Below are 23,384 nucleotides of genomic sequence, written 5' to 3' on the forward strand. Positions count from 1 at the left end.
GCCGGCCGGCCGGGGCCCCGGCCGGTTCCGGACGGGGCCCGAAAGGGGCGGTGGGCTCAAACGGTCCGACGGCCGCCGAGAGCCTCCACGGCGCCGACCATCCGGTCCCAGAACGGACCGGATTCCAGGGTGAGCGCCACCTGCGCGTTCACCGGTCTGCCCGTGTACCGGTGCAGGTCCACGACGGTGGCGCCGCGCGTGTACCGGCCCTGCAGCTCGACGACCACGTTCGCGTCCACGCAGCGGACGATGTCCGGATCGAGCACCCGGGCGACCGCCACCGGATCGTGCAGCGGCGGGTCCTGGAACCCCCACAGCGTGCGGTAGGTGGAGGCGAAGAAGGTCAGCAGCTCGGCGCAGACCTGCCCCAGTTCGGTGCCCAGGCGCTCGAAGCGGGCGACGATCGCGGGTGTGGCGAGGGCCTGGTGCGTGACGTTCAGGCCGCACATGGTGAGCGGTACACCGCTGCGGAAGACGATGTCCGCGGCTTCCGGGTCCGCCTGGATGTTGAACTCGGCGGCGGGGGTCCGGTTGCCCCGCTCGGTCGAGCCGCCCATGAGGACGATCTCCCGGATGCGGAGGGCGGCGTCGGGATGGCGGGTCAGCAGCAGGGCGATGTTCGTCAACGGCGCGGTCGGTACGAGGGTGACCGGCTCCGGATGCCGGGTCAGGATCCGGTACATGAGGTCCACGGCGTGCTCGGCGACCACGTCCACGGTGGGTTCGGGGAACCGCGGCCCGTCCAGGCCGGACGCGCCGTGCACGTCGGCCGCCACGCCCAGCGCCTGGACCAGCGGGCGGGCGCAGCCGGCCGCGATGGGCACGCCGGTGATGCCCGCGACCGTGCAGACCCGGCGCGCGTTCAGAGTGGTTTTCGCGAGCGTCTGATTGCCCGCGACCGTGGTGATGGCCAGCAGGTCGACCGCGGGGTCGCCCGCCGCGAGCATGATCGCGAGGGCGTCGTCGTGTCCGGGGTCGCAGTCGATGATGATCGGTACGGGCACACGCACTCCTGCCGGACGGTGCTGACCCGGCCCATTGTGCCGCTCCGTCACCCCGGCGGCCAGACGGGCCGAATGCGCGGCGCGGCGCCGGTGGTGCATGATCGGGGGATGTCTGATCGCATCATTGCCGCCTGTGACGGCGCGGCCAAGGGCAACCCCGGACCGGCCGGTTGGGCGTGGGTCGTCGCCGACGCACAGGGCCGGCCGGAGCGCTGGGAGGCCGGCCCCCTGGGCCGGGCCACCAACAACGTGGGAGAGCTCACCGCCCTCCAGCGGCTGCTGGAGGCCCTGGCTCCGGGAACGGCCGTCGAGGTCCGCATGGACTCCCAGTACGCCATGAAGGCGGTGACCCAGTGGCTTCCGGCCTGGAAGCGCAACGGCTGGAAGACCGCGGCCGGCAAGCCCGTGGCCAATCGGGAGCTCGTCGAGCGGATCGACGCGCTGCTGGCCGGGCGGGACGTGGAATTCCGCTATGTCCCGGCCCACCGCGAGGACGGCGACCACTTGAACGCGATCGCCGACCAGGCCGCCAGTGACGCCGCCGTCACCCAGCAGGCGGCCGGTACGGCACTCGGCGCCGCGGCCATGCCCGTGCCCGCTCCCGCGCGCGGTTCCGCGTCGCGCGCGAGGGCCGGAACCGGACCGTCGGCCACGGCCACCGCCACGGCCACCGCCACGGCCAAGAAGCCCGCCCGCGGCCGGGCCTCGATCAAGGCGAAGTTCCCCGGCAGCTGCCCGTGCGGGACCTCGTACGCCGCCGGCGACATGATCGCCAAGCTCGGCAACCGCTGGGGGCACCCGGGCTGCGGGAGCGCCGCGCAAGCGTAAAGGATTACCCAAAACGCGCTGCCGCGTGTGCTAGGCGGGCGGTCGCCGCGCGCCTGTACTGCAGGAATGCAAACTCGAAACGGCAAGGGCCCAAGACGGTCGGCACGCCCGTCGGGGGTATTTTTATCGCTCACTGGTGAAGATATCGCCCATATCGACGCCCGTGACGGAAGTCATCGCCATTGCTTGCCGCGCGCGAGTTTGCACATAGTTGCCGATGTGAAACGCACATGGCATGAATTTCCCGCGCGCCCTTCCGGTCTCTCGGCCGCCGCCGTCCACGGCGCGGGGCGCCGCAGATGAAGACCGCGCCCGAGCGGCTGCGCGCCGGCCTGGCCGCCGGGGCGGCCGCCGTCACCCTGCTCTGGGCCGTACAGGTGCATCCGTCCGCCCGCCCCGACGAGCTCATCGGGGCGAGCGCACACCTCACCGGGCTCCTCGCGGGCTACGGGATCCTCGCCATGCTCTTCCTGATGGCGCGCGTGCCCGCGGTCGAGCACGGGGTGGGCGCCGACCGCCTGGCCCGCTGGCACGCCTTCGGCGGCCGGTGGGTCCTGGTCCTGTGCGGCGCCCACGCGCTGTTCGCCCTCGTCGTGTACGCCCTGCGCACCGGGACCGATCTGCTCGGCGCCACCGGTGCCCTCTTCCGGTACCCGGCGGTCACCGCGGCATTCGCCGGGGCCGCCCTTCTGGCGGGCGTGGGCCTGTGCTCCGCCAGGGCCGTCCGCCGCCGCGTCTCGCAGGAGACCTGGCGCGGCATCCACCTCTTCACCTACCTCGCCGCCGCGCTCGGCTTCGTCCACCAGCTCGCCGGCCCCGACGTCGCCGTCACCGCCTTCACCGCCTGGTTCTGGGCCCTGCTGCACACCGTCGTCGGGGTACTGCTCGCCTGGTACCGCGGGATCGTCCCGGCCCGCCAGGCCCTGCGCCACGGGCTGCGCGTCGCCACCGTCGAACGTGAAGGCCCCGGCGTCGTCTCCGTCACCGTCCAGGGCGGCCGGCTGAGCGAACTCCGGGCCGAGCCGGGGCAGTTCTTCCGCTGGCGATTCCTGACCCGCGGCCTGTGGCACACGGCCCTGCCGTTCTCCCTCTCTGCGCCCGCCCGCGACGACCGCCTCCGCATCACCGTGAAGGCCCTCGGCAGGCACTCGCGGCGCGTGCGCGGGCTCCGGCCCGGCACCAGGGTCCTCGCGACCGGCCCCTTCGGTGCCCTCACCGAACGGCGGCGCACCCGTCCCAAGGTCTTGCTGATCGCCGGCGGCATCGGGATCACTCCGATGCGCGCGCTCTTCGAGTCCCTGCCCGCGGGCCCCGGTGACCTGACCCTGCTCTACCGGGCGGGTGACGCCGGCCAGCTGGTCCTGCGCGACGAGCTGGAGGCCATCGCGGCGGAGCGCCAGGCGGCCCTGCACTACCTGGTGGGGCGCTCCGACGCCGCGTACGACCCGCTCGCGCCCCAGGCCCTGCGCGCGCTCGTCCCCGATCTGTCCGACCGCGACGTCTACCTCTGCGGACCGCCCGGCATGGCGGACGCCACCACTGCGGCGCTGCTCAGGGCGGGCGTCCCCGCCGAGAGCATCCACACGGAGTGCTTCACCTACTGAGCCGACCGCATCCGCGGAACCCACCCGGACCCACCGATCCGCCGGACCCACCGATCCGCCGGACCGGCCGGACCCACTGGACCCACCGAGGAACCGACCCGCCATGAACCGCCACGCCGCAACCCAGGAGCCCCTCCGTCAGGGCGGGGCCGCGCCGCCCCCGCGGGCCCGCCGGGCCGCCCGGCACCGGAAGGGCCCGCGCCCGCGATGGCTCGTGGCCGGGATCGCCCTGGCCAGCGTGGTGTCCGCCACGGTCATCACGGCCACCGTCGACCCGTCCGCGCCGGCCCCGGACCCGAAGCCGAGCCTCCGGTCCGCGCGCTGACTGACTGACGGACGGACCGTCCGTACGGCGGCCGCCGTGCTCAGGGGCTCCCGTTGAGCTCCGCCACGATCGAGGCGGGTGTGTGACCGCTGCCGTCCGACAGCCGGTGGAAGTCGACGGAGACGTAGTTCGGGTTGCGGCCCCCGGTCGCGGTCCGGCACTGCTCGGCGATGCGGCCGCGCAGTTTGGCGCCGTTGTCCAGGGCCGCGGTGAGGACGGTGGGCACGTTGCGGTGGTGGCTCATCGTGAACAGCCGCCGGAATCCGGGCTCCTGACGGTCCAGGGGAACATCGGGCCAGCGGGTGACGCATGCGAGGTCGTTGCCCATGTCCCCGAGGCTCCAGTAGTTGCTCACCGTCCAGGACTTGTCGTACATGACGCCGAGCTGCTCGCGGTCGGACCGGTCGGAGAAGATCAGCAGGCGCTTGCCGGCGGTGACGAGGTCCGCCACCTTCGGCCATCCGTTCTGCCGTACGCCCCAGTCATCGGGCCGGAACAGCAGCTCCTGCAGGCCCCGGACCCGGCCGAGGGACTGCCCCAGCTGGCCGGCGTCGACGTAGTCCTCCAGGAAGACGGTCACGACCTCCTGCGGATGGGAGGCGAGGAAGTCCACCACGGTCTGCATCGTGCCCTGGAAGGACTGCCGCGGCAGGGCGTAGGTGGCTCCGGCGAAGGTCTTGCAGTCGCCGTGGCACAGGTAGACGTCGCTGGGGTAGCAGTCGCTGCCGAAGCTGATGACGCACAGCCAGGTGCTGTGCTCGTACCAGTGCGTGTCCAGGCTCAGGCCGCGGACGCCGTTGTCGAGCTGGGCGCGCACCGACTCGGCCTGGTTCACCGAACTCCAGCGGGAGTCCTCGTAGTTGGTGAACGCGTTGTGGGTGGTCAGGAAGGCCGCCTCGTCAAGGCGGCGGTCGCCCCACCGGGCGGCCGCGGCCTCGGCCGCACGCGCACCGGGGGAGACCGGGGCGGCGGAGGGGGCTCCGGCGGGAGCCGACGCCGACGCCGCGGTCGCCGCGCCGAGGAGGGCCAGCAGGAGGAGGCAGACGAGGGCGAGCCGGCCGGTCCTCCTCACGCGCGCGGCGGGGGTGGTCCGCGGACCGGACCTGGATTGGGGCGTGTCCATGTCAACCATGCGGAGGAGGGTAGCGCGCGGGCCGTCGATCCGCTGCCCCGCGGACGCCTCCGGCCGGACCGGGCCGCCCGCCCCGTGGAGCCGCTCCGCCCCAAGAGCTCACCAAGATACGTTCTCGATACATTCAACCGGCGGTGGGCGATCCGCGCCGCGGCGCTTCACAGGTGCAACCTGTGCGCGACGCACCCATGGTCAGCCGGATCCCGCGGAGGGGCCGGCTGCGCCCGCCTCCCGGAAGGGGCCACCACGTGAAACGCGGCAGGGCCAGGGCCACGACAGAACGCGCGGCGGACGCCGTCTCCGACCGGTTGCTGCAGGCGGGGCGCCTGCTCAGCAGGGCGCCCGGGACGGCGGACGGCCGGGCGGTGTTCCGGGCCGACCAGCAGGTCAACGACGCGCCGTACCGCGAGCGCTGGGCGCACGACAAGGTGGTGCGCTCCACCCACGGCGTGAACTGCACCGGATCGTGCTCGTGGCAGGTGTACGTCAAGGACGGCCTGATCACGTGGGAGACGCAGGCTACCGACTACCCGTCGACGGGCCCCGACCGTCCGGAGTACGAACCGCGCGGCTGCCCCCGCGGAGCCTCGTTCTCCTGGTACACGTACTCGCCGACCCGTGTGCGGTACCCGCACGCCCGGGGCGTCCTCGTGGAGATGTACCGCGAGGCCAGGGCGCGCCTCGGCGGCGACCCGGTGGCCGCCTGGGCGGAGATCACCACGGACCCCGACAAGCGGCGCCGCTACCAGGCGGCCCGCGGCAAGGGCGGCCTGGTCCGGATCGGCTGGCAGGAAGCCCTGGAGATCGCCGCGGCTGCGCATGTGCACACACTGGCGGCGCACGGCCCCGACCGGATCGCCGGGTTCTCGCCCATCCCGGCCATGTCGATGGCCTCGCACGCCGTCGGGGCCCGCTTCCACGCCCTGATCGGCGCGCCGATGCTGTCGTTCTACGACTGGTACGCGGACCTGCCCATCGCGTCGCCGCAGGTCTTCGGGGACCAGACCGACGTACCCGAATCGGGGGACTGGTGGGACGCCGCCTACCTGATGCTGTGGGGTTCCAACGTTCCCGTCACCCGGACGCCCGACGCCCACTGGATGGCCGAGGCCCGCTACCGCGGGCAGAAGGTCGTGGTCGTCTCCCCCGACTACGCCGACGCCACCAAATTCGCCGACGAGTGGCTCCACCCGCATCCGGGCACCGACGGCGCGATGGCCATGGCCATGGGGCACGTCATCCTCAAGGAGTGCTTCGTCGAGCGGCAGGTCCCCTACTTCACGGACTACGTGAAGCGGTTCACGGACCTGCCCTTCCTGGTGGAGCTGGAGGAGCGCGAGCCGGGGCGGCACGTCCCGGGCCGCTTCGTGACCGCGGCGGACCTGCGCCACGCCCGGGACGCGCCCGACGAGGCGACGCGCCGGTGGATGCCCGTCCTGCTGGACGCCGTCACCGGTGCGCCCGTGGTGCCGAACGGGACCCTGGGGGACCGCTGGTCGAAGTTCGGCGAGGGCCGCTGGAACCTGGACCTGGGGGACGTGGAACCGCTCCTGAGCCTGTACGGGGGCGAGGGCGGATCCGTCGCGAAGGTCGTCCTGCCCCGCTTCGACGAGGCGGGCGCGACCGTGGAGCGCGGCGTCCCCGTGCAGCGCCTCGGCGACCGCCTGGTGACGACCGTGTTCGACCTGATGCTGGCCCAGTACGGGGTGGGCCGCGGCGGGCTCGGCGGCCGGTGGCCGGCCTCGTACGAGGACGCCTCCACCCCGTGCACCCCGGCCTGGCAGGAGGCGATCACCTCCGTGCCCGCGGGCGCGGTGGTGCGGGCGGCGCGGGAGTTCGCCCGCACGGCCGAACAGACGCGCGGCCGCTGCATGATCGTGATGGGTGCGGGCACGAACCACTGGTTCCATTCGGACACGATCTACCGCTCCTTCCTCTCCCTGTTGCTGCTCACGGGCTGTCAGGGGGTGAACGGCGGCGGCTGGGCCCACTACGTCGGCCAGGAGAAGGTACGGCCGTTCGCCGGCTGGCAGCAGCTGGCCACCGCTTCCGACTGGATCCGGCCCTCCCGCCAGATGGCGGGCACGCCGTACTGGTACCTGCACACCGACCAGTGGCGCTACGAGGGGTTCGCGGCCGAGCAGCTGACCGCGCCCACGGCCCGCGGCACCTTCGCCGGCGCGCACACGGCGGACCTGGTGGCCCGGTCGGTACGGCAGGGCTGGATGCCCTCCTACCCCACGTTCTCGGCCAACTCCCTGGAGCTGGGCCGACAGGCCCACGCCTCCTGGAGGGAACCCTCGGCCTGGGTGGAGCAGCAGCTGGAGGCGGGCCGGATCTCCTTCGCCTGCGAGGACCCCGACGATCCGGTGAACTGGCCGCGCGTGCTGACGGTGTGGCGGGCCAACCTCATCGGCTCCTCGGCCAAGGGCAACGAATACTTCCTGCGGCACCTGCTGGGCGCTGACGACAACGCCTCGGCCGCACAGGCGCCGCCGGAGCACCGGCCGCGGGAGGTGGCCTGGCGGGAGGAGGCGCCGCGGGGGAAGCTGGACCTGCTCCTCGCGCTCGACTTCCGCATGACCTCCACCACCCTGTTCGCCGACCTCGTCCTTCCGGCGGCGACCTGGTACGAGAAGCACGACCTGTCCAGCACGGACATGCACCCCTTCGTGCACGCGTTCTCGCCGGCGATCGACCCGCCGTGGCAGGCCCGTACCGACTTCGAGATCTTCCACGGCCTCGCCGCCAAGGTCGCCGAACTGGCGCACGGCCGCCTGGAGGACGCCTGGGACCTGGTCGCCACGGCCCTCCAGCACGACACCCCGGGAGAGGCTCCGCCCGAGGGGCCCACCACACCCCGGTACACGCTCGTCCAACGGGACTACACGGCCCTCGCCGACCGGCTCGCCGCCTTCGGACCGCTGCCCGACGAGCACGGCATGCAGGTGCGCGGCATCACGGTGCACACGACGCCGGAGTCCCACTGGCTCGCCGAGCGCTGCGGCACGGCCCGGGAGGGAGCGGCCCGGGGCCGCCCGCTGCTCGACACGGACGTCAAGATGTGCGAGGCGATCCTCGCCCTGTCCGGCACTACGAACGGCCGCGTCGCCGCCGAAGGCTTCCGCCAGCTCGGCGTGCGCTGCGGACCGGGCAGCGGCCTGGAGGAGCTGGCCGCCTCGCTGGCCGAGCGGCGCATCGTGTTCTCCGACACCCAGGCCCGCCCGGTGCAGGTCGGCGCCAGCTTCGAATGGTCCGGGAAGGAAGGGCCGGACCGCCGCTACGCGCCCTTCACCATCAACACCGAGCACCGCAAGCCCTGGCACACGCTGACCGGCCGCCAGCACTTCTACCTCGATCACGAGTGGATCGCCGAGTACGGCGAACAACTGCCCGTCTACCGGCCGCCCCTGGATCTCGCGGCCCTCGGGGACCGGCCCCGCCGCGAGGACGCGGACGCCGGCCGGTCGGTGACGGTGCGGTACCTGACCCCGCACTCGAAGTGGTCCATCCACTCCGAGTACCAGGAGAACCTCCTCATGCAGACCCTGGCCCGGGGCGGCCCGGTCATCTGGCTCGGCACCGAGGACGCCGAGGCCATCGGCGCCGCCGACAACGACTGGATCGAGGCCGTCAACGCCAACGGCGTGGTCGTCGCCCGCGCCGTCGTCTCCCACCGGATGCCGCCCGGAACGGTGTTCATGTACCACGTGCAGGAACGCATGGTGAACGTGCCCACCTCCGAGACCACGGGGCGGCGCGGCGGCGTCCACAACGCCCTGACCCGCCTGCTGATCAAACCCACCCATCTGATCGGCGGACACGCCCAGCTCTGCTTCGCCCCCAACTACTACGGGCCCACCGGCAACCAGCGCGATGCCGTCACCGTCATCCGCCGCCGCTCCCAGGAGGTCACGTACTGATGCCCCGAAGCGCAGCGCCCATCGGGCGCGTGATGGCACAGGTCGCGATGGTCATGAACCTCGACAAGTGCATCGGCTGCCACACCTGCTCCGTCACCTGCAAGCAGACCTGGACCAACCGGTCGGGCAGCGAGTACGCCTGGTTCAACAACGTCGAGACCCGCCCCGGCCAGGGCTACCCGCGCCGCTGGGAGGACCAGGAGAAGTGGCAGGGCGGCTGGCGGCTCAAGCGGGGCCGCCTGATGCCGCGCAGCGGCGGCCGGGCCCGCCGTCTCGCCACCCTGTTCGCCAACCCCCGTCTTCCCTCCCTGTCCGACTACTACGAGCCGTGGACCTACGACTACGAGAACCTGATCAACGCGCCGCTGGGCGACGACGTCCCCACCGCCGCCCCGCGCTCGCTGATCGACGGCCGTCCCACCACGGTGACCTGGGGCCCCAACTGGGACGACGACCTGGGCGGCGGTCCGCAGCACCTCGCCGCCGACCCCGTGCTCCAGAAGATGAGCGAGCAGGTCCGCCTGGAGTACGAGCAGGCGTTCATGTTCTACCTGCCACGGATCTGCGAGCACTGCCTGAACCCGTCGTGCGTGGCCGTGTGCCCCTCGGGGGCGCTGTACAAGAGGGTCGAGGACGGCATCGTCCTCGTCGACCAGGACCGCTGCCGGGGCTGGCGCATGTGCGTGACCGGATGCCCGTACAAGAAGATCTACTTCAACCACCGCACCGGCAAGGCCGAGAAGTGCACCCTGTGCTACCCCCGCATCGAGGCCGGGCAGCCGACCGTGTGCTCCGAGACCTGCGTCGGCCGCCTGCGCTATCTCGGGGTCGTCCTCTACGACGCCGACAGGGTCGGTGCCGCCGCCGCCACGCCCGACGAGAAGGACCTGTACGAGGCCCAGCTCGACTGCTTCCTCGATCCCGACGACCCCGCCGTGCAGCACGCGGCGGAACAGGCGGGGATCCCGCACGACTGGATCACCGCTGCCCGGCGCTCACCGGTGCGCGCCCTGATCAGCGAGTACAAGGTGGCGCTGCCCCTGCACCCGGAGTACCGCACCATGCCGATGGTCTGGTACATCCCGCCGCTGTCGCCCATCGTGGAATCCCTGACGGCCACGGGACACGACGGCGAGGACCCGGCGAAGCTCTTCGCCGCGATCGACTCGATGCGGATCCCCATCGGCTATCTGGCGGAGCTGTTCACGGCGGGCGACCCGGCCCCCGTGGAGGCGTCGCTGTGCCGCCTGGCCGCCATGCGGGCGCACATGCGCCGCATCAACCTCGGCGAGGAACAGGACCCCGCCATCGCCGGCTCGGTGGGCATGGACGCCGACGGCATCGAGGCCATGTACCGGCTGCTGGCCGTGGCCAAGTACGAGGACCGCTACGTGATCCCCACCGGGTACACCGCCCGGCACGCGGAACACGCCGACCCCGGCACGGGGTGCAGCCTCGACGGCGAGGGCGGCCCCGGGATGTACACGGCCGACACCTTCCACGCCCCGCCCGCCGGCCCCGATGCCGAGCCGGAGCCCGGATCCCTGAGCGGCCGCGTGAACCTCCTCAACTGGAACGGCCGGGGCGCCCCGGCCGGGCTCTTCCCCCGCAGGGAGCAGGCATGAGCCGCACCGCCGCCCTCCACCAGGCCGCCTCCCTGCTCCTGTCGCACCCCGGTGAGGACTGGCCGCAGCGCCTCGGCCTCGTCCGCGGCTGCCTCGGCGACCTCGCCGGCGAGGAGGCCGCCCTGCTGCTGCGCTTCTGCACGGTGGTCGAGGAGGTACCGCAACTGGAGATGTCCGCCCGCTACGTGGCCGCGTTCGACCGCAGCCGCCGCCGCACCCTGCACCTCACGTACTACACGGACGGCGACACCCGCCGCCGCGGCCAGTCCCTGCTGGGCTGGCGGCAGCTGTACCTCGAACACGGCTGGCAGCCGCCCTCGGACGAACTGCCCGACTTCCTCCCGCTGGCCCTGGAGTTCGCCGCCCGCTGCCCCCGGGCGGGCGGGGAGGCCCTGCAGGAGCACCGTGCGGCTCTCGAACTGCTCCGCATGGCCCTGGCCGATCACAAGACCCCCTACGCCGACGTCCTGACGGCCGTCTGCCTCACCCTGCCCGGCCCCTCCCCGGCCGACCGCGCGGCCGCCCTGCGGCTGGCACGCAGCGGCCCGCCGACCGAGACCGTGGGCCTGCTGCCCTTCCCCACGCTGCGCCCGCAGGCAGCCCCGGCCGAGGAGCTCCGACGATGAACCACCTGCACATCGCCCTGTGGGGCGTGCTGCCCTACCTCGTCGCCGTCGTGCTCGTCGCCGGCAGCGCCTGGCGCTACCACTACGACCGCTTCGGGTTCACGACCCGCTCCAGCCAGCTGCACGAGCACCGGCTGCTGAGCATCGGGGCCCCGCTCTTCCACTACGGACTGCTCTTCGTGATCGGCGGGCACGTCGTGGGCCTGCTCGTGCCCGAATCGTTCACCGAACGCCTGCACGTGCGCGAAGCGGTCTACCACGCCAACGCCGTGTTCGTCGGCGGAGCGGCCGGCCTGGCCACCCTCACCGGCCTGGCGATCCTGGTGTACCGGCGGCTCAAGGTGCCCGCGGTACGGATCGCCACGAGCACCAGCGACCGCGCCGTCTACCCGGTCCTGGCCGCCGTCCTGCTGGCCGGCCTCACCGCCACCGCCACCACGCTCGTTCCGCACCCCTACGACTACCGCCTCGGCGTGTCCGTCTGGTTCCGCTCCCTCCTCACGCTCGACCCCGACGTCCCCGCGATGGCCGGGGCCCCCCTCCCGTACCGGCTGCACGCGCTGCTCGCCATGACCCTGTTCGCGCTGTGGCCGTTCAGCCGCCTCGTGCACGCCTTCACCGCGCCGCTGGGGTATCTGACCCGCCCCTACATCGTTTACCGCTCCCGGGGGGCCCGGCCGCACAACGCCGAGCAGGGGGGATAGCCCACCATGGGTTTGCATAGCCATGCGTTTCCATGCATACTCTTCCCATGTCCAAGGTTCTCACCTCCCTGCCCGCCGGCGAGCGCGTCGGCATCGCCTTCTCCGGCGGCCTCGACACCTCCGTCGCCGTCGCCTGGATGCGCGACAAGGGTGCCGTCCCCTGCACCTACACCGCCGACATCGGCCAGTACGACGAGCCCGACATCGCGTCGGTGCCCGGCCGTGCCAAGACCTACGGTGCCGAGATCGCGCGCCTGGTCGACTGCCGGGCGGCGCTGGTCGAGGAGGGCCTGGCCGCACTCGCCTGCGGCGCGTTCCACATCCGCTCCGGCGGCCGCGCGTACTTCAACACCACGCCGCTCGGCCGCGCCGTGACCGGCACCCTGCTGGTCCGGGCGATGCTGGAGGACGACGTCCAGATCTGGGGCGACGGCTCGACCTTCAAGGGCAACGACATCGAGCGGTTCTACCGCTACGGCCTGCTCGCCAACCCCCACCTGCGCATCTACAAGCCCTGGCTCGACGCAGACTTCGTCCACGAGCTCGGCGGACGCAAGGAGATGTCGGAGTGGCTGGTGGCCCACGGGCTGCCCTACCGCGACAGCGCCGAGAAGGCGTACTCCACCGACGCCAACATCTGGGGCGCCACCCACGAGGCCAAGACGCTGGAGCACCTCGACACCGGCGTGGAGACCGTGCAGCCGATCATGGGCGTGCGGTTCTGGGACCCGTCGGTCGAGATCGCCGCCGAGGACGTCACCATCGGCTTCGTTCAGGGCCGCCCGGTGACGATCAACGGCAAGGAGTTCCACTCCCCGGTCGACCTCGTGATGGAGGCCAACGCCATCGGCGGCCGCCACGGCATGGGCATGTCGGACCAGATCGAGAACCGGATCATCGAGGCCAAGAGCCGCGGCATCTACGAGGCGCCCGGCATGGCGCTCCTGCACGCCGCGTACGAGCGCCTCGTCAACGCGATCCACAACGAGGACACCCTCGCGCACTACCACAACGAGGGCCGGCGCCTCGGCCGGCTGATGTACGAGGGCCGCTGGCTGGACCCGCAGGCCCTGATGGTCCGCGAGTCGCTCCAGCGCTGGGTCGGCTCGGCGGTCACCGGAGAGGTCACCCTGCGGCTGCGGCGCGGCGAGGACTACTCGATCCTCGACACCACCGGCCCGGCCTTCAGCTACCACCCGGACAAGCTCTCGATGGAGCGCACCGAGGACTCGGCGTTCGGCCCGGTGGACCGGATCGGCCAGCTCACCATGCGCAACCTCGACATCGCCGACTCGCGCGCCCGGCTGGAGCAGTACGCCGGCCTCGGCATCGTCGGCACCGCGCACCCCGAGCTGATCGGCTCGGCCCAGGCGGCGGCGACCGGCCTGATCGGCGTCATGCCGAAGGGCGGCGCGGAGGCCATCGCCTCCCGCGGCGAGGTCTCGCAGGACGACGAGCTGCTCGACCGCGCCGCGATGGAGTTCGGCACCGACTGACCCGCGGGCGGGCCCCGGCCCCGGGCGGTCCGGCACGTGGACGACGTGCGGACCGCCCGGGGCCGTGCCCGCGTCCCCCGCCGATCCGAACGCCCGCGCCGTTACGCTGGGCCTGCTCGATGGGCGAGTTGACGGACGGCGATGGACGGGGCGTGCGGTGACGGCGGGGGAGGCGAACGGCGCGGAGCTGGTCGGCAGGGTGCTCGGCGGGCGCTACCGGGTGACGGCGATGATCGGACGCGGCGGCATGGGCGTGGTCGCCCGCGCCGTGGACGAACTGCTGGGCAGGGAAGTCGCCGTCAAGGTCATGCGGGCCTACACCGACGCCTCCGCACCCGAACTGGCCGATCTGCGCGCCCGGATGCGGCGGGAGGCCCAGGCCGCCGCCCGCATCCGGCACGCAGGCGTGGTCACCGTGCACGACGTGACCGAGGAGGAGGGCCTCCCGGTCATCGTGATGGAACTCGTCGAGGGGCCCTCGCTCGACGAGGTACTGGAACGACGCGGCCCGCTGGAACCGCACGAGGCCGCGGCGATCGGCGCCAGGCTGATGGACGCCCTCGACGCCGCGCACCGGGCCGGGGTCCTGCACCGCGACGTCAAACCGGCCAACGTGCTGCTGGAGCCCGACGGCCGGGTCGTCCTCACCGACTTCGGCATAGCCACCGTGCAGGCCGCGGCCGACGAGGACGTGGCCAAGCTGACCCGCAGCGGAAGCATCATCGGCTCCCTCGACTACCTTCCCCCGGAGCGCGCGCAGGGCCGGGAACCCGGTCCGGCGTCGGACATCTGGTCGCTCGGCATGACGCTGTACGCCGCCGTCGAGGGCGCGTACCCCTTCCGCCGTACGTCGGCCTGGTCGACCCTGTCGGCGATCGTCACCGAGCCGCTGCCGGAGCCGCGCCGCGCCGGAGCGCTCACGCCCGTACTGCACGCCCTCATGGCGAAGGAGCCGGAGCGCCGGCCCAGCGCGGGCCGGGCGCGCGAGATGCTCCGGGCGGTGGCCGAGGGCCGGAGCCCGCACGGGGCGGGGGCGCCACCGCCGCCCGGCTACGGCCCCGCCCCGGTCCCGTACCCGCGGCCGTCCCCGCAACCGCCGTACCCCGGCCGGGCGATGCCCGCCCCCGGTCCGTCGGGGCCCGTCCCGCATACGGGCGCACCGACCGGGCCCCGCGCCGCCGGCGCCGCGGGGGCGACCCGCGGACGCGTCGTCATCGGGGCGGCCGTCGCCGTCGTCCTCGCCGGGGGCGGGATCACGTACGCCGCGGTGGGCGACCACGGCGCCGGGGGCGGCGGCGGGCAGGCCCACGCCGCGCCCCTGACCACCCGCAGCCCGTCCACGGCCCAGAGCCCACGGTCCCCGAAGCCGTCCAAGGACTCCGGCAGGCCCGGCAAGTCACCGGCCCCCACCCCGAGCGGCAAGAGCGGCGGCGCGTCCCCCAAGCCGTCGTCCTCGGCGCACTCCGGGCCCACTCCCGCGTCGACGGGCTGTACCGGCTGGAGCCACCAGGACCGGAGCCCGGGAACCTACGGCTTCATGTCGGGCACCTACCACATCACCACCGGGCCCTACCAGGAATGCCCCGCCGTCGCGGTGGCCAAGTCCGGCACGAAGCTCACGTACCAGTGCTACGTCGTCAACGCGCACGGCAACAAATGGACCTACGTCCACGCCGCCGACACGAACGCCTCCGGCTGGATGTCCAACGACAACCTGACCCGCCAGAAGGGCCCGTCGAACCGCTGCTGACGCCGCGGGGCAGGCGGGACTCCGCGGACCCCCCTAGGATTCGGCCATGCCGGACGCCTCCCCCCGCCCCGAGCCGTTCACCCCGCACACCGACCCCGCGGCGCTCGAAGACCTCCGCGCGCGGCTGCGCGCGACGCGCTGGCCGGACGCGCCCGAGGACGCCGGATGGTCGCTCGGGACCGACCTCGGCTACCTGCGCGAGCTCGTCGCGTACTGGGCCGACGGGTTCGACTGGCCGGCGCGGGAGGCGGAGCTCGCCCGGCTGCCGCACTTCCGGGTGCCGGTCGGCGGCCTCGGGATCCACTTCGTCCACGCCCGCGCCGTCGCCCCCGCCGGGGCTCCCGTCCTCCCGCTGGTCCTCACCCACGGCTGGCCCGACTCGTTCTGGCGGTACGCGAAGGTCGTCCCGCTCCTCACCGACCCCGCGGCGCACGGCGCCGATCCCGCCGACGCCTTCGACGTGGTCGTCCCCGACCTGCCGGGATTCGGGTACTCCGAGCGGCCCACCGGACCGCCCCTCGACACCATCGCCGCCGCCGGACTCTGGGCCGAGCTCATGCGGGTGCTCGGGTACGAGCGGTTCGGCGCGGCGGGCGGGGACCTCGGCAGCCACGTGAGCCGCTACCTCGCGCTCGACCACCCCGACCGGGTCGTGGCCGTGCACCGCACGGACGCCGGCCTGCCGCTCCCCACCGCGGACCCGACGCGGCTCACCCCCGAGGAGCGTGCCTGGCTGGAGGCCGCCGGGGCCTGGGGGGCGACCGAGGGCGCGTACGCGGCAATGCAGCGCACCAAGCCCCAGACCGCCGCCTTCGGGCTCACCGACTCGCCGGCCGGGCTCGCCGCGTGGATCGTCGAGAAGCTGCGGGCGTGGAGCGACTGCGACGGTGACGTCGAGCGGAGCTTCACGAAGGACGAGATCCTCACGAACATCACGCTCTACTGGCTCACGGGCACGATCGGCTCCTCGATGCGCATGTACCGAGCGAACTCCGCCGTCCCGCCCGCGCAGCACGCCCGCCGGGTCGAGGTGCCGTCCGGATTCTCGATCTTCCGGGGCGACGTGGTCCGACCGCCGCGGGCATGGCTGGAGCGTACGGCGAACGTCGTGTACGCGACCGAGCCCCCGCGCGGCGGCCACTTCGCCCCGTTCGAGGAGCCCGAGCTGTACGCGCGGGAGCTCCGCGCGTTCTTCCGCCCCTTCCGCCGGACCGGTCCCTAGGGGCCGGCCCGGTCGGCCGCCCCGGGCCTCAGGCGGAGGCCCGGCCCGCCGACCGGCCGTTCGTGGGCGGGTACCCCGGCTTCGCCGGCGTGGACGCCGACGGCCGCACGGGCGGCGGGACCGGCAGCGGCGGCAGGGAAGTCTCGTACAGCCAGGCCGAGAACACCTCGTCCACCGGCTCGTTCGCGTACCGGGCCACGTGCGTGGTGAAGGCGGCGGTGCTGACCACGCCGTGGCGGTGCACCGTGGCCCAGTCGCGCAGCATCCGGAAGAACGCCCCGTCGCCCAGCGCGCAGCGGATCGCGTGCACCGCGAGCCCCCCGCGCTGGTACAGGCGGTCGTCGAACATCAGCTTGCGGCCCGGGTCGACGAGCCGCAGGTCCTGCGGCAGCGTGGCCAGCAGCCGGTGCGCGGCGGCCGCGTGCTCGTGTGCGCGGCGGCCGCCGGAGCGCTCCGACCACAGCCACTCGGCGTACTTCGCGAAGCCCTCGTTGAGCCAGATGTGCCGCCAGTCGGCGATGGTCACGCTGTTGCCGAACCACTGGTGCGCGAGCTCGTGGGCGACGAGCCGCTCCGATCCGCGGGCGCCGTCGACGTGGTTGGCGCCGAACAGGGAGAGGCCCTGGGCCTCCACGGGAACGTCCAGTTCCTCGTCTGCGACGAGGACCGCGTACTCCCCGAAGGGATAGGGCCCGAACAGGTCCTCGAACAGCTGCATCATGGCGGGCTGCCGGGCGAAGTCGCGGGAGAACTGCGGGAGCAGGTGCGCCGGCACGTGGGCGGTCATCGGCACCCCGCCCAGCCCCGGGTCGCCGAGCAGCACCGTCTGGTAGACGCCGATCGACAGGCCGACCAGGTAGCTGGAGGTCGGCGCGGGCTGCTCGTACACCCAGGTCGTCGTGGAAGCCCTGGTCGTCCGGGTGAGCAGCCGCCCGCCCGCCACCACCGTGTACGAGGAGGGCGTGTTGATCGAGATGTGGTACGAGGCCTTGTCGGCGGGCCGGTCGTTGCACGGGTACCAGGACGGCGCGCCGACCGGCTGGCTGGCCACCAGCGCCCCGTCGGCCAGCTCCTCCCAGCCGAGCCCGCCCCAGGGGCTGCGGACCGGCTTGGGGTTGCCCGCCCAGTGCACCTCCACGGTGAACGCGGCGCCCGCGGGCAGCGGCTTGGCCGGGCGGATCCGGAGCTTGCCGCCCCGGTGGGTGTAGTGCGGGGCCCGGCCGTTCACCATGACACGGCCTATTTTGAACTCGGCCAGGTTCAGGTGGAACTCGGCGAGCGGGGCCCGCCCGGCGATCGCGCTGATCCGGGCGGTACCGGCCAGCCGGTTCGGGCCGGGCCGGTACTCCAGAGCGAGTTCGTACCGGTGCGCGCGGTAACGGGAGTCTCCGTTGTCGGGGAAGTACGGGTCCGATGCCGCTGTTCTCTGGCCGTTCATTGCCGCTTCCGCTCCCTGCGCTGTGCCCGGGCCCTTGTCAGGCCCGCCATGCCTCGATCGGGTTGCCCAGCCAACGGGTGTCGGCGGGGACGGATTCCCCGGCCATCACGAGAGAGGCGGGACCCAGCGTGCTGTGGGCCCCGACCGAACTTCCGGGCAGGACGATGCCGCCCGGGCCCAGCGTGGCGCCCTCGCGGAGGACCACAGTATCCGTCCTCAAGATCCGGTCGTGGAAGAGGTGAGTCTGCAACACGCATCCGCGGTTCACGGTGACCGCGTCGCCCAGTTCCACCAGGTCCGACTCGGGGAGCCAGTAGCTCTCGCACCACACGCCCCGGCCGATCCGGGCCCCCAGCGCGCGCAGCCACAGGTTCAGCAGGGGGGTACCGGGCACAGAACCGGCCAGCCACGGCACGGCCAGCACCTCGACGAAGGTGTCGGCCAGCTCGTTGCGCCATACGAAGCCGCTCCACAGCGGGTGCTCGCCCGTCCGGTGCCGGCCCACCAGCAGCCACTTCGCGACGACCGAGACGGCGCCCGCGGCCACACCGGCGGCGAGCAGGACCACCCCGGACAGCAGCGCGGTACCCCAGACGCCCGGGCCGCCGTCCGCCGTGGCCAGGGCGCACAGCGCCGCCACCATCAGCACGGCCAGGGCGGCCGAGCAGAACACCGGCAGGAGCCGGCACAGCTCCACCAGACCGCGCGCCCACAGCAGGTGCGCGGGCGGATCGTAGGTCCGGCTCTGGTCGGAGGTCTCGGCGGAGCGGGGCAGCTTCACCGGCGGCAGGCCCAGGTAGGAGCTGCCCTTCTTGGCCTTCTTCGGGGTCGCGGACAGGACGCCGACCAGCCCGCCGTCCGGCACGCTGCGGCCGGGAGCGGTCATGCCCGAATTGCCGAGGAACGCCCGGCGGCCGATCTCGGAGTGCCCGATGTGCATCCAGCCGCCGCCGAGCTCGTACGGGGCGGTCAGGGTGTCGTCGGCCAGGAAGGCGCCCTCGCCGACGGTGGTCAGGCTCGGCAGCGCGAGCACGGTGGAGACCTCCGCGCCCCGGCCGATCTTCATGCCCAGCAGTCGCAGCCACACCGGGGTGATCAGACCGGCGTACAGCGGGAAGAGCGTCTCGCGGGCCAGGTCCATCAGCTGGGTGACGGTCCAGGCCTGCCAGCCGACGCGGCTGTGCGTCGGATGCGTTCCGGTGCGCAGGCCCAGGCTGAGCAGGCGTACGGAGACCAGCAGCAGGAGGGCGTACGTGAACCCGTACGCGAGCGCGCCGGGCACCACGGCGATCAGGGCCCCGCGCAGGGCCTCGGCCAGACCCGCACCGGCGGGCACGAACCGGCTCACCACGAGCAGGGCGGGCAGGGTGGAGAGCACCGGCAGCGCGGTGAGGCCGATGCCGGCCGCACCATAGGCGGCCCGCCAGAAGAGCCCGCGCGGCGGGCGCTCCTTGGGCCAGTTGCGCTTGGCCCTGCCCAGCTTGACGGCCGGGGCACCGGCCCAGCGCTGCCCGGTGGGGACCGTCCCGGCCACGGCCGAGCCGGGAGCCACCTCGGCCCGCTTGCCGACGCGCGCGCCGGGGAACAGCAGGCTGCGCGTGCCGACCACGGCGCCCGCGCCGACCTTGATCGGGCCGATGACCAGGCGGTCGCCGTCCAGCCAGTGCCCGCAGAGGTCCACCTCGGACTCCACGGCGCAGCCGCGGCCCAGCTTGAGCATGCCCGTCACCGGGGGCAGCGAGTGCAGGTCCACCTCGGGGCCGACCTTGGCGCCCAGGGCCCGTGCGTACCGCTCCAGCCAGGAACCGGTGAGCGAGGTCGCGCCCACGTACTCGGCCAGCCGCTCCGCCGTCCACAGGCGCAGGTGCACGCTTCCGCCGCGCGGGTGGCGTCCCGCCTTCACCCCGCGCAACAGCAGGCGCGCGCCGCCGGCCGCGATCGCGAGGCGGCCCGGCGGGCTGAAGAGCAGTGCGGCAGCAGGCACGACGGCCCACCAGGAGGCGGTCGGTGCCCACGCGTACGCACCGAACCAGTGCAGCGCGTTGCCCAGCGCCAGCAGGGCCACGCTCCAGCGCAGTCCGACCACGGTGAACAGCGGCAGCAGCAGGAGCGACTGCACGACCTTGGCGCGCAGCGGAACGGGCGCGACGATCCGGGCCGCGTCGTCGTCCTGTACGGACTTCTCCAGCCGCCGGGCCAGCTTGCGCAGCACGGGCTGCTGGTAGATGTCGAGGACGGCCGCGCGCGGGTAGCGGGTGCGCAGGCGGGTGGTGAGCTGGGCGGCGGCGAGGCTGTTGCCGCCTATGGCGAAGAAGTCGTCGGCGGGGCCGCTGACGCTCACCCCGAGGGTCTCGGCCCACTGCTCGGCGAGCCAGGCCTCGGTGCCGTACAGCTGCTCGGCGGGGCCGGTGGTCTCCAGTTCCGGCAGCGGCCAGGGCAGGGCGTCCCGGTCGACCTTGCCGGAGGTGCGGGTCGGCAGCTCGTCGACCCGGGCGAGCAGGGGTACGAGTGCCGCGGGGAGCTCGGCGCGCAGCCGCTCCACGGCCGCCGCGTGGTCCCAGCCCTCCTGGGCGACCAGGTAGCCGACCAGCAGCTGGTTGCCGCTGCGGGCCGTACGGACGGCCGCGGCCGCGCCGGCGACGCCGGGCAGGGCCTGGAGCGCCGCGTCCACCTCGCCCAGCTCGATCCGGCGGCCGCCGAGCTTGATCTGCTCGTCGCCGCGGCCGAGGAAGACCAGCCCGTCCGGTTCCGCGCGGACGAGGTCGCCGCTGCGGTAGGCGCGCTCCCAGCCGAGGGATTCCAGCGGGGCGTACTTCTCGGCGTCCTTGTCGGGGTCGAGGTAGCGGGCCAGGCCGACGCCGCCGATCACGAGCTGGCCGCTGCCGCCCATCGGAACCGGCTCGCCGGACTCGTCGACCACGGCCAGCTCCCAGCCGTTCAGCGGGAGGCCGATCCGGATCGGCTCCTCGCCGGTCAGGAGGGAGGCGCAGGCGACGACGGTGGCCTCGGTGGGCCCGTACGTGTTCCAGACCTCCCGGCCCTCGGTGACCAGGCGCTGGGTCAGCTCGGGCGGGCAGGCCTCGCCGCCGAAGATCAGCAGTCGGACCTCGTCGAGGGTCTCGGGCTCCCAGAGCGCGGCCAGGGTCGGCACGGTGGAGACGACGCTGATCTCCTGCTCCACGAGCCAGGGGCCGAGGTCGGCGCCGCTGCGGACCTGGGAGCGGGGGACCGGCACGAGGCAGGCGCCGTAGCGCCAGGCGAGCCACATCTCCTCGCAGGAGGCGTCGAAGGCGACGGACAGGCCGGCCATGACCCGGTCGCCGGGGCCGATGGGCTCCTCGGTGAGGAACAGCTCGGCCTCGGCGTCCACGAACGCGGCGGCGCTGCGGTGGCTGACGGCGACGCCCTTGGGCTTGCCGGTGGAGCCGGACGTGAAGATGATCCACGCGTCGTGCTCGGGTCCGGGGCGCGCGGCCGAGACGGGAACGCCGGGCAGGCCGGTGACGTCGATGCGCTGCCCGCCGCCCAGCACGGCCCGTACGCCGGCCTCGCCGAAGACCAGCTCGGCGCGCTCGTCGGGGTCCTCGGCGTCGACCGGGACGTAGGCGGCGCCCGCGGCGAGTACGGCGAGGATGGCCACATACAGCTCATTGGTGCCGGAGGGCACGCGCACGCCGACCCGGTCGCCGAGTCCCACGCCGGCGGCCGCGAGCGCGCGCCGGCGGCGTTCCACCTCGACGGCCAGCGCCCGGTAGGTCAGCTGGGCGGAGCCGTCGTCGAGGGCGAGCTCGTCGGGGCAGTTCCGTACGGACGTCTCGAAGATGTCGACGAGGGTGCGCGTGGGGGCGGCGGGCCCGGCGGAGAACCGGGCGGACTTGCCGGACTCCTCGCGCGCGTCGTTGTCGTCGAGCAGGGTCAGGTCACCGTGCTCAGGTGTGGCTGCCATCGGCCCTCGCGTCTCGCTCCCGGGGGGACATCCGGGTCGCCGGCGGAGCCCAGGTCTGCCCGGGTTGTTCCGGTCCGGCGTCGAACAACCGGCCATTCTACTGCGGCATCAAGAGTTTTCTCGCTGAAGGCTCGGCCCGTGGCGCAGAAGAGCCGGTCCCGGCGGGGCCGTCAGGAGGGCGCCGCGCCGGTGATCGTGGTGACGGTGTGGCGCAGGAGGGTGCCGTTGCGTGACGGCTCGCGCAGGCGTGCTCCGATGTGGCCGTCGGGGCGTACGAGCAGCGCTCCCTGCGGGCCGGGGGCGCAGCCGTGTGCGTGCTCCGGGGGCAGGGCCTCGACGCGTACCGGCCACCGCGCGGCGGCCTGGCGTTGCCACGGGGCGGGGTCCGGGGTGAACAGGGTGAACCATTCGCCGCAGGCGTCGAGGGTGGATCGGCCGTCCGCGAGCCGGAGGTGCGGCATGCGGTGGCCGGGCCGGGTGGTGGGGACGTAGTCGGGGCCGGTGGCTTCGCCGCCCGCCTGCGGGTCGTCGCCGGCGCCATCGCCATCGCCGTCGAGGACGGCGGTGGAGCGGTATACGGCGCCGAGTACGAGACCCAGTTGGGCGAAGTACCGCTCAGACCAGGGAAGTTCGATCCTGTCGCGAGCAGACGCGCCGCCGCGGAGCTGGGCGCGGCGCCGCTCCTGGACCTGAACCATGAGCCGGGCGTTGTCCACTGCCTGGCGCAGCGTCCGATGGGCGACCGGCTGCCGTTCCGCCGCGTACGTGTCCAGGAGGCCCGGCCCGGCCCACCCGCGGACCGCGCCCGCCAGCTTCCAGCAGAGGTTGTGCACGTCGGCGATGCCCGTGTTCATGCCCAGGCCGCCGATCGGGGGGATCGCGTGCGCGGCGTCGCCGGCCAGCAGGATCCGGCCGTGGCGGAAGCGCTCGGCGACGAAGGCGTGCATCACCCAGTGCTGGACCCGCCGTACATCGGCCCGTACGTCCGCGCCGGGGCCGAGAGCGCGCGAGACGAGGCCGGCCCAGTCGGCGCGGGCGCCCTCGCCGGGCGTGGGACCGAACCAGAGCCAGCCCCCTTCGGGGTGGACCGGACCGAACGATCCGTGCGCGGTGAAGTAGACCCCGGCGGGCTGACGGGCGCTCCAGCGCCCGAGGTCGGCGTCGAAGACGACCGTGGTGAAATCGCCCATCGCCCCGGGGCCGGTCGTGCCGACGGCGAGGAGCTCCCGGACGGTGGAATGCGCGCCGTCGGCGGCGATCACGTACCGGGCCCGGACGCGCGCGTGCGCCCCGCTTCGGCGGTCGAGGAGCTCGGCCACGACGGCGTCGGGCTCCTCGGCCAGGCCGGTGAGCTCCACCCCGAACCGCGGGGGAGCGCCGGCGGCGGCGAGGAGGGCGGGTTCGAGGCGGTCCTGCGAGGTGAGCACGCCGATCACGGGGCTCTCCGGTACGGGTGCGTCGACCCCGACCATCGCGGCCGCGGCGAAGTCCCGGTCGTACAGGGTGTCGCGGAAGCGGGCACGGCCGTACTCGGGCGCGAACGCGGCTGCCGTGATCCGGTCGGCCAGTCCGAGCCCGCGGAAGATCTCCATCGAACGCACGTTGACCAGCCGGGACCGGGGGAACGGCGACAGCTCGGCGTGCTTCTCCACCAGCAGCGCCGGCACGCCCCAGCGCGCCAGCAGCGCCCGGGCGGTGAGCCCGACCGGCCCGCCCCCGACGATCAGCACCGGCACCTCACCGTCTGCTCCGGACATGCCC

At 73.5% G+C, this 23,384-nt stretch carries 15 protein-coding genes; 10 read left to right on the forward strand and 5 right to left on the reverse strand.

Annotated features, from left to right (window positions below; translation table 11 throughout):
- Nucleotides 1-56: 56 nt before the first annotated feature.
- The gene (locus ACFYXV_RS12025) at nucleotides 57-1,004 is read right to left on the reverse strand and encodes a nucleoside hydrolase (protein ID WP_385469530.1); all 948 of its coding nucleotides are present in this window, start codon (nucleotides 1,002-1,004) and stop codon (nucleotides 57-59) included.
- A 108-nt stretch (nucleotides 1,005-1,112) separates the two neighbouring features.
- Here ACFYXV_RS12025 and ACFYXV_RS12030 point away from each other — a divergent pair, with 108 nt between their 5' ends.
- The 3 genes from ACFYXV_RS12030 (at nucleotide 1,113) to ACFYXV_RS12040 (ending at nucleotide 3,761) form a co-directional block, all read left to right on the forward strand.
- Nucleotides 1,113-1,832: a ribonuclease H gene (locus ACFYXV_RS12030; protein ID WP_385469532.1), complete on the forward strand. Its 720-nt coding sequence runs from the start codon at nucleotides 1,113-1,115 to the stop codon at nucleotides 1,830-1,832.
- A gap of 299 nt (nucleotides 1,833-2,131) precedes the next feature.
- Nucleotides 2,132-3,436, forward strand: a complete 1,305-nt coding sequence (locus ACFYXV_RS12035) for a ferric reductase-like transmembrane domain-containing protein (RefSeq protein WP_389382786.1) — start codon at nucleotides 2,132-2,134, stop codon at nucleotides 3,434-3,436.
- A gap of 103 nt (nucleotides 3,437-3,539) precedes the next feature.
- Complete coding sequence (locus ACFYXV_RS12040; protein WP_389382787.1) at nucleotides 3,540-3,761, forward strand: hypothetical protein; 222 nt, start codon at nucleotides 3,540-3,542, stop codon at nucleotides 3,759-3,761.
- Between the two features lie 40 nt (nucleotides 3,762-3,801).
- On the opposite strand, the gene ACFYXV_RS12045 is transcribed toward ACFYXV_RS12040, so the two are convergent.
- Complete coding sequence (locus tag ACFYXV_RS12045) at nucleotides 3,802-4,893, reverse strand: PI-PLC domain-containing protein (protein WP_385469538.1); 1,092 nt, start codon at nucleotides 4,891-4,893, stop codon at nucleotides 3,802-3,804.
- A 188-nt stretch (nucleotides 4,894-5,081) separates the two neighbouring features.
- On the opposite strand from ACFYXV_RS12045, the gene ACFYXV_RS12050 reads away from it, so the two are divergent.
- From ACFYXV_RS12050 to ACFYXV_RS12080, 7 genes are all read left to right on the forward strand, one after another.
- Nucleotides 5,082-8,816 (forward strand): nitrate reductase subunit alpha, encoded by a 3,735-nt coding sequence (locus ACFYXV_RS12050; protein WP_389382844.1) that lies wholly within the window; start codon nucleotides 5,082-5,084, stop codon nucleotides 8,814-8,816.
- Nucleotides 8,816-10,441, forward strand: coding sequence for a nitrate reductase subunit beta (narH, locus tag ACFYXV_RS12055; RefSeq protein ID WP_385469540.1), 1,626 nt, complete (start codon nucleotides 8,816-8,818; stop codon nucleotides 10,439-10,441). Before ACFYXV_RS12050 ends, narH begins: the two co-directional genes overlap by 1 nt.
- Nucleotides 10,438-11,067 carry a nitrate reductase molybdenum cofactor assembly chaperone gene (narJ, locus tag ACFYXV_RS12060; RefSeq protein WP_385469542.1) on the forward strand — a complete coding sequence of 210 codons (630 nt, stop codon included), beginning with the start codon at nucleotides 10,438-10,440 and terminating at the stop codon, nucleotides 11,065-11,067. Before narH ends, narJ begins: the two co-directional genes overlap by 4 nt.
- Nucleotides 11,064-11,771: a respiratory nitrate reductase subunit gamma gene (narI, locus tag ACFYXV_RS12065; RefSeq protein WP_385469544.1), complete on the forward strand. Its 708-nt coding sequence runs from the start codon at nucleotides 11,064-11,066 to the stop codon at nucleotides 11,769-11,771. Before narJ ends, narI begins: the two co-directional genes overlap by 4 nt.
- A 47-nt stretch (nucleotides 11,772-11,818) precedes the next feature.
- Entirely contained in the window at nucleotides 11,819-13,267 is a 1,449-nt protein-coding gene (gene argG / locus ACFYXV_RS12070; protein WP_383344847.1) for an argininosuccinate synthase, read from the forward strand.
- A gap of 157 nt (nucleotides 13,268-13,424) precedes the next feature.
- Nucleotides 13,425-15,017: a protein kinase gene (locus ACFYXV_RS12075; protein WP_389382788.1), complete on the forward strand. Its 1,593-nt coding sequence runs from the start codon at nucleotides 13,425-13,427 to the stop codon at nucleotides 15,015-15,017.
- A gap of 46 nt (nucleotides 15,018-15,063) precedes the next feature.
- Nucleotides 15,064-16,239 carry an epoxide hydrolase family protein gene (locus ACFYXV_RS12080; protein WP_389382789.1) on the forward strand — a complete coding sequence of 392 codons (1,176 nt, stop codon included), beginning with the start codon at nucleotides 15,064-15,066 and terminating at the stop codon, nucleotides 16,237-16,239.
- Between the two features lie 28 nt (nucleotides 16,240-16,267).
- Here ACFYXV_RS12080 and ACFYXV_RS12085 read toward each other — a convergent pair whose 3' ends face one another.
- The 3 genes from ACFYXV_RS12085 to ACFYXV_RS12095 form a co-directional block, all read right to left on the reverse strand.
- Nucleotides 16,268-17,677, reverse strand: a complete 1,410-nt coding sequence (locus ACFYXV_RS12085) for a M1 family metallopeptidase (RefSeq protein ID WP_385474962.1) — start codon at nucleotides 17,675-17,677, stop codon at nucleotides 16,268-16,270.
- 37 nt (nucleotides 17,678-17,714) lie between these two features.
- Nucleotides 17,715-21,623 (reverse strand): Pls/PosA family non-ribosomal peptide synthetase, encoded by a 3,909-nt coding sequence (locus ACFYXV_RS12090; RefSeq protein ID WP_389382790.1) that lies wholly within the window; start codon nucleotides 21,621-21,623, stop codon nucleotides 17,715-17,717.
- A 170-nt stretch (nucleotides 21,624-21,793) separates the two neighbouring features.
- Nucleotides 21,794-23,380: an FAD-dependent monooxygenase gene (locus ACFYXV_RS12095; protein WP_389382791.1), complete on the reverse strand. Its 1,587-nt coding sequence runs from the start codon at nucleotides 23,378-23,380 to the stop codon at nucleotides 21,794-21,796.
- Nucleotides 23,381-23,384 lie beyond the last annotated feature (4 nt).

This window comes from Streptomyces sp. NPDC002181, from assembly GCF_042890485.1.
In the GTDB taxonomy this organism is placed as follows: Bacteria; Actinomycetota; Actinomycetes; order Streptomycetales; family Streptomycetaceae; genus Streptomyces.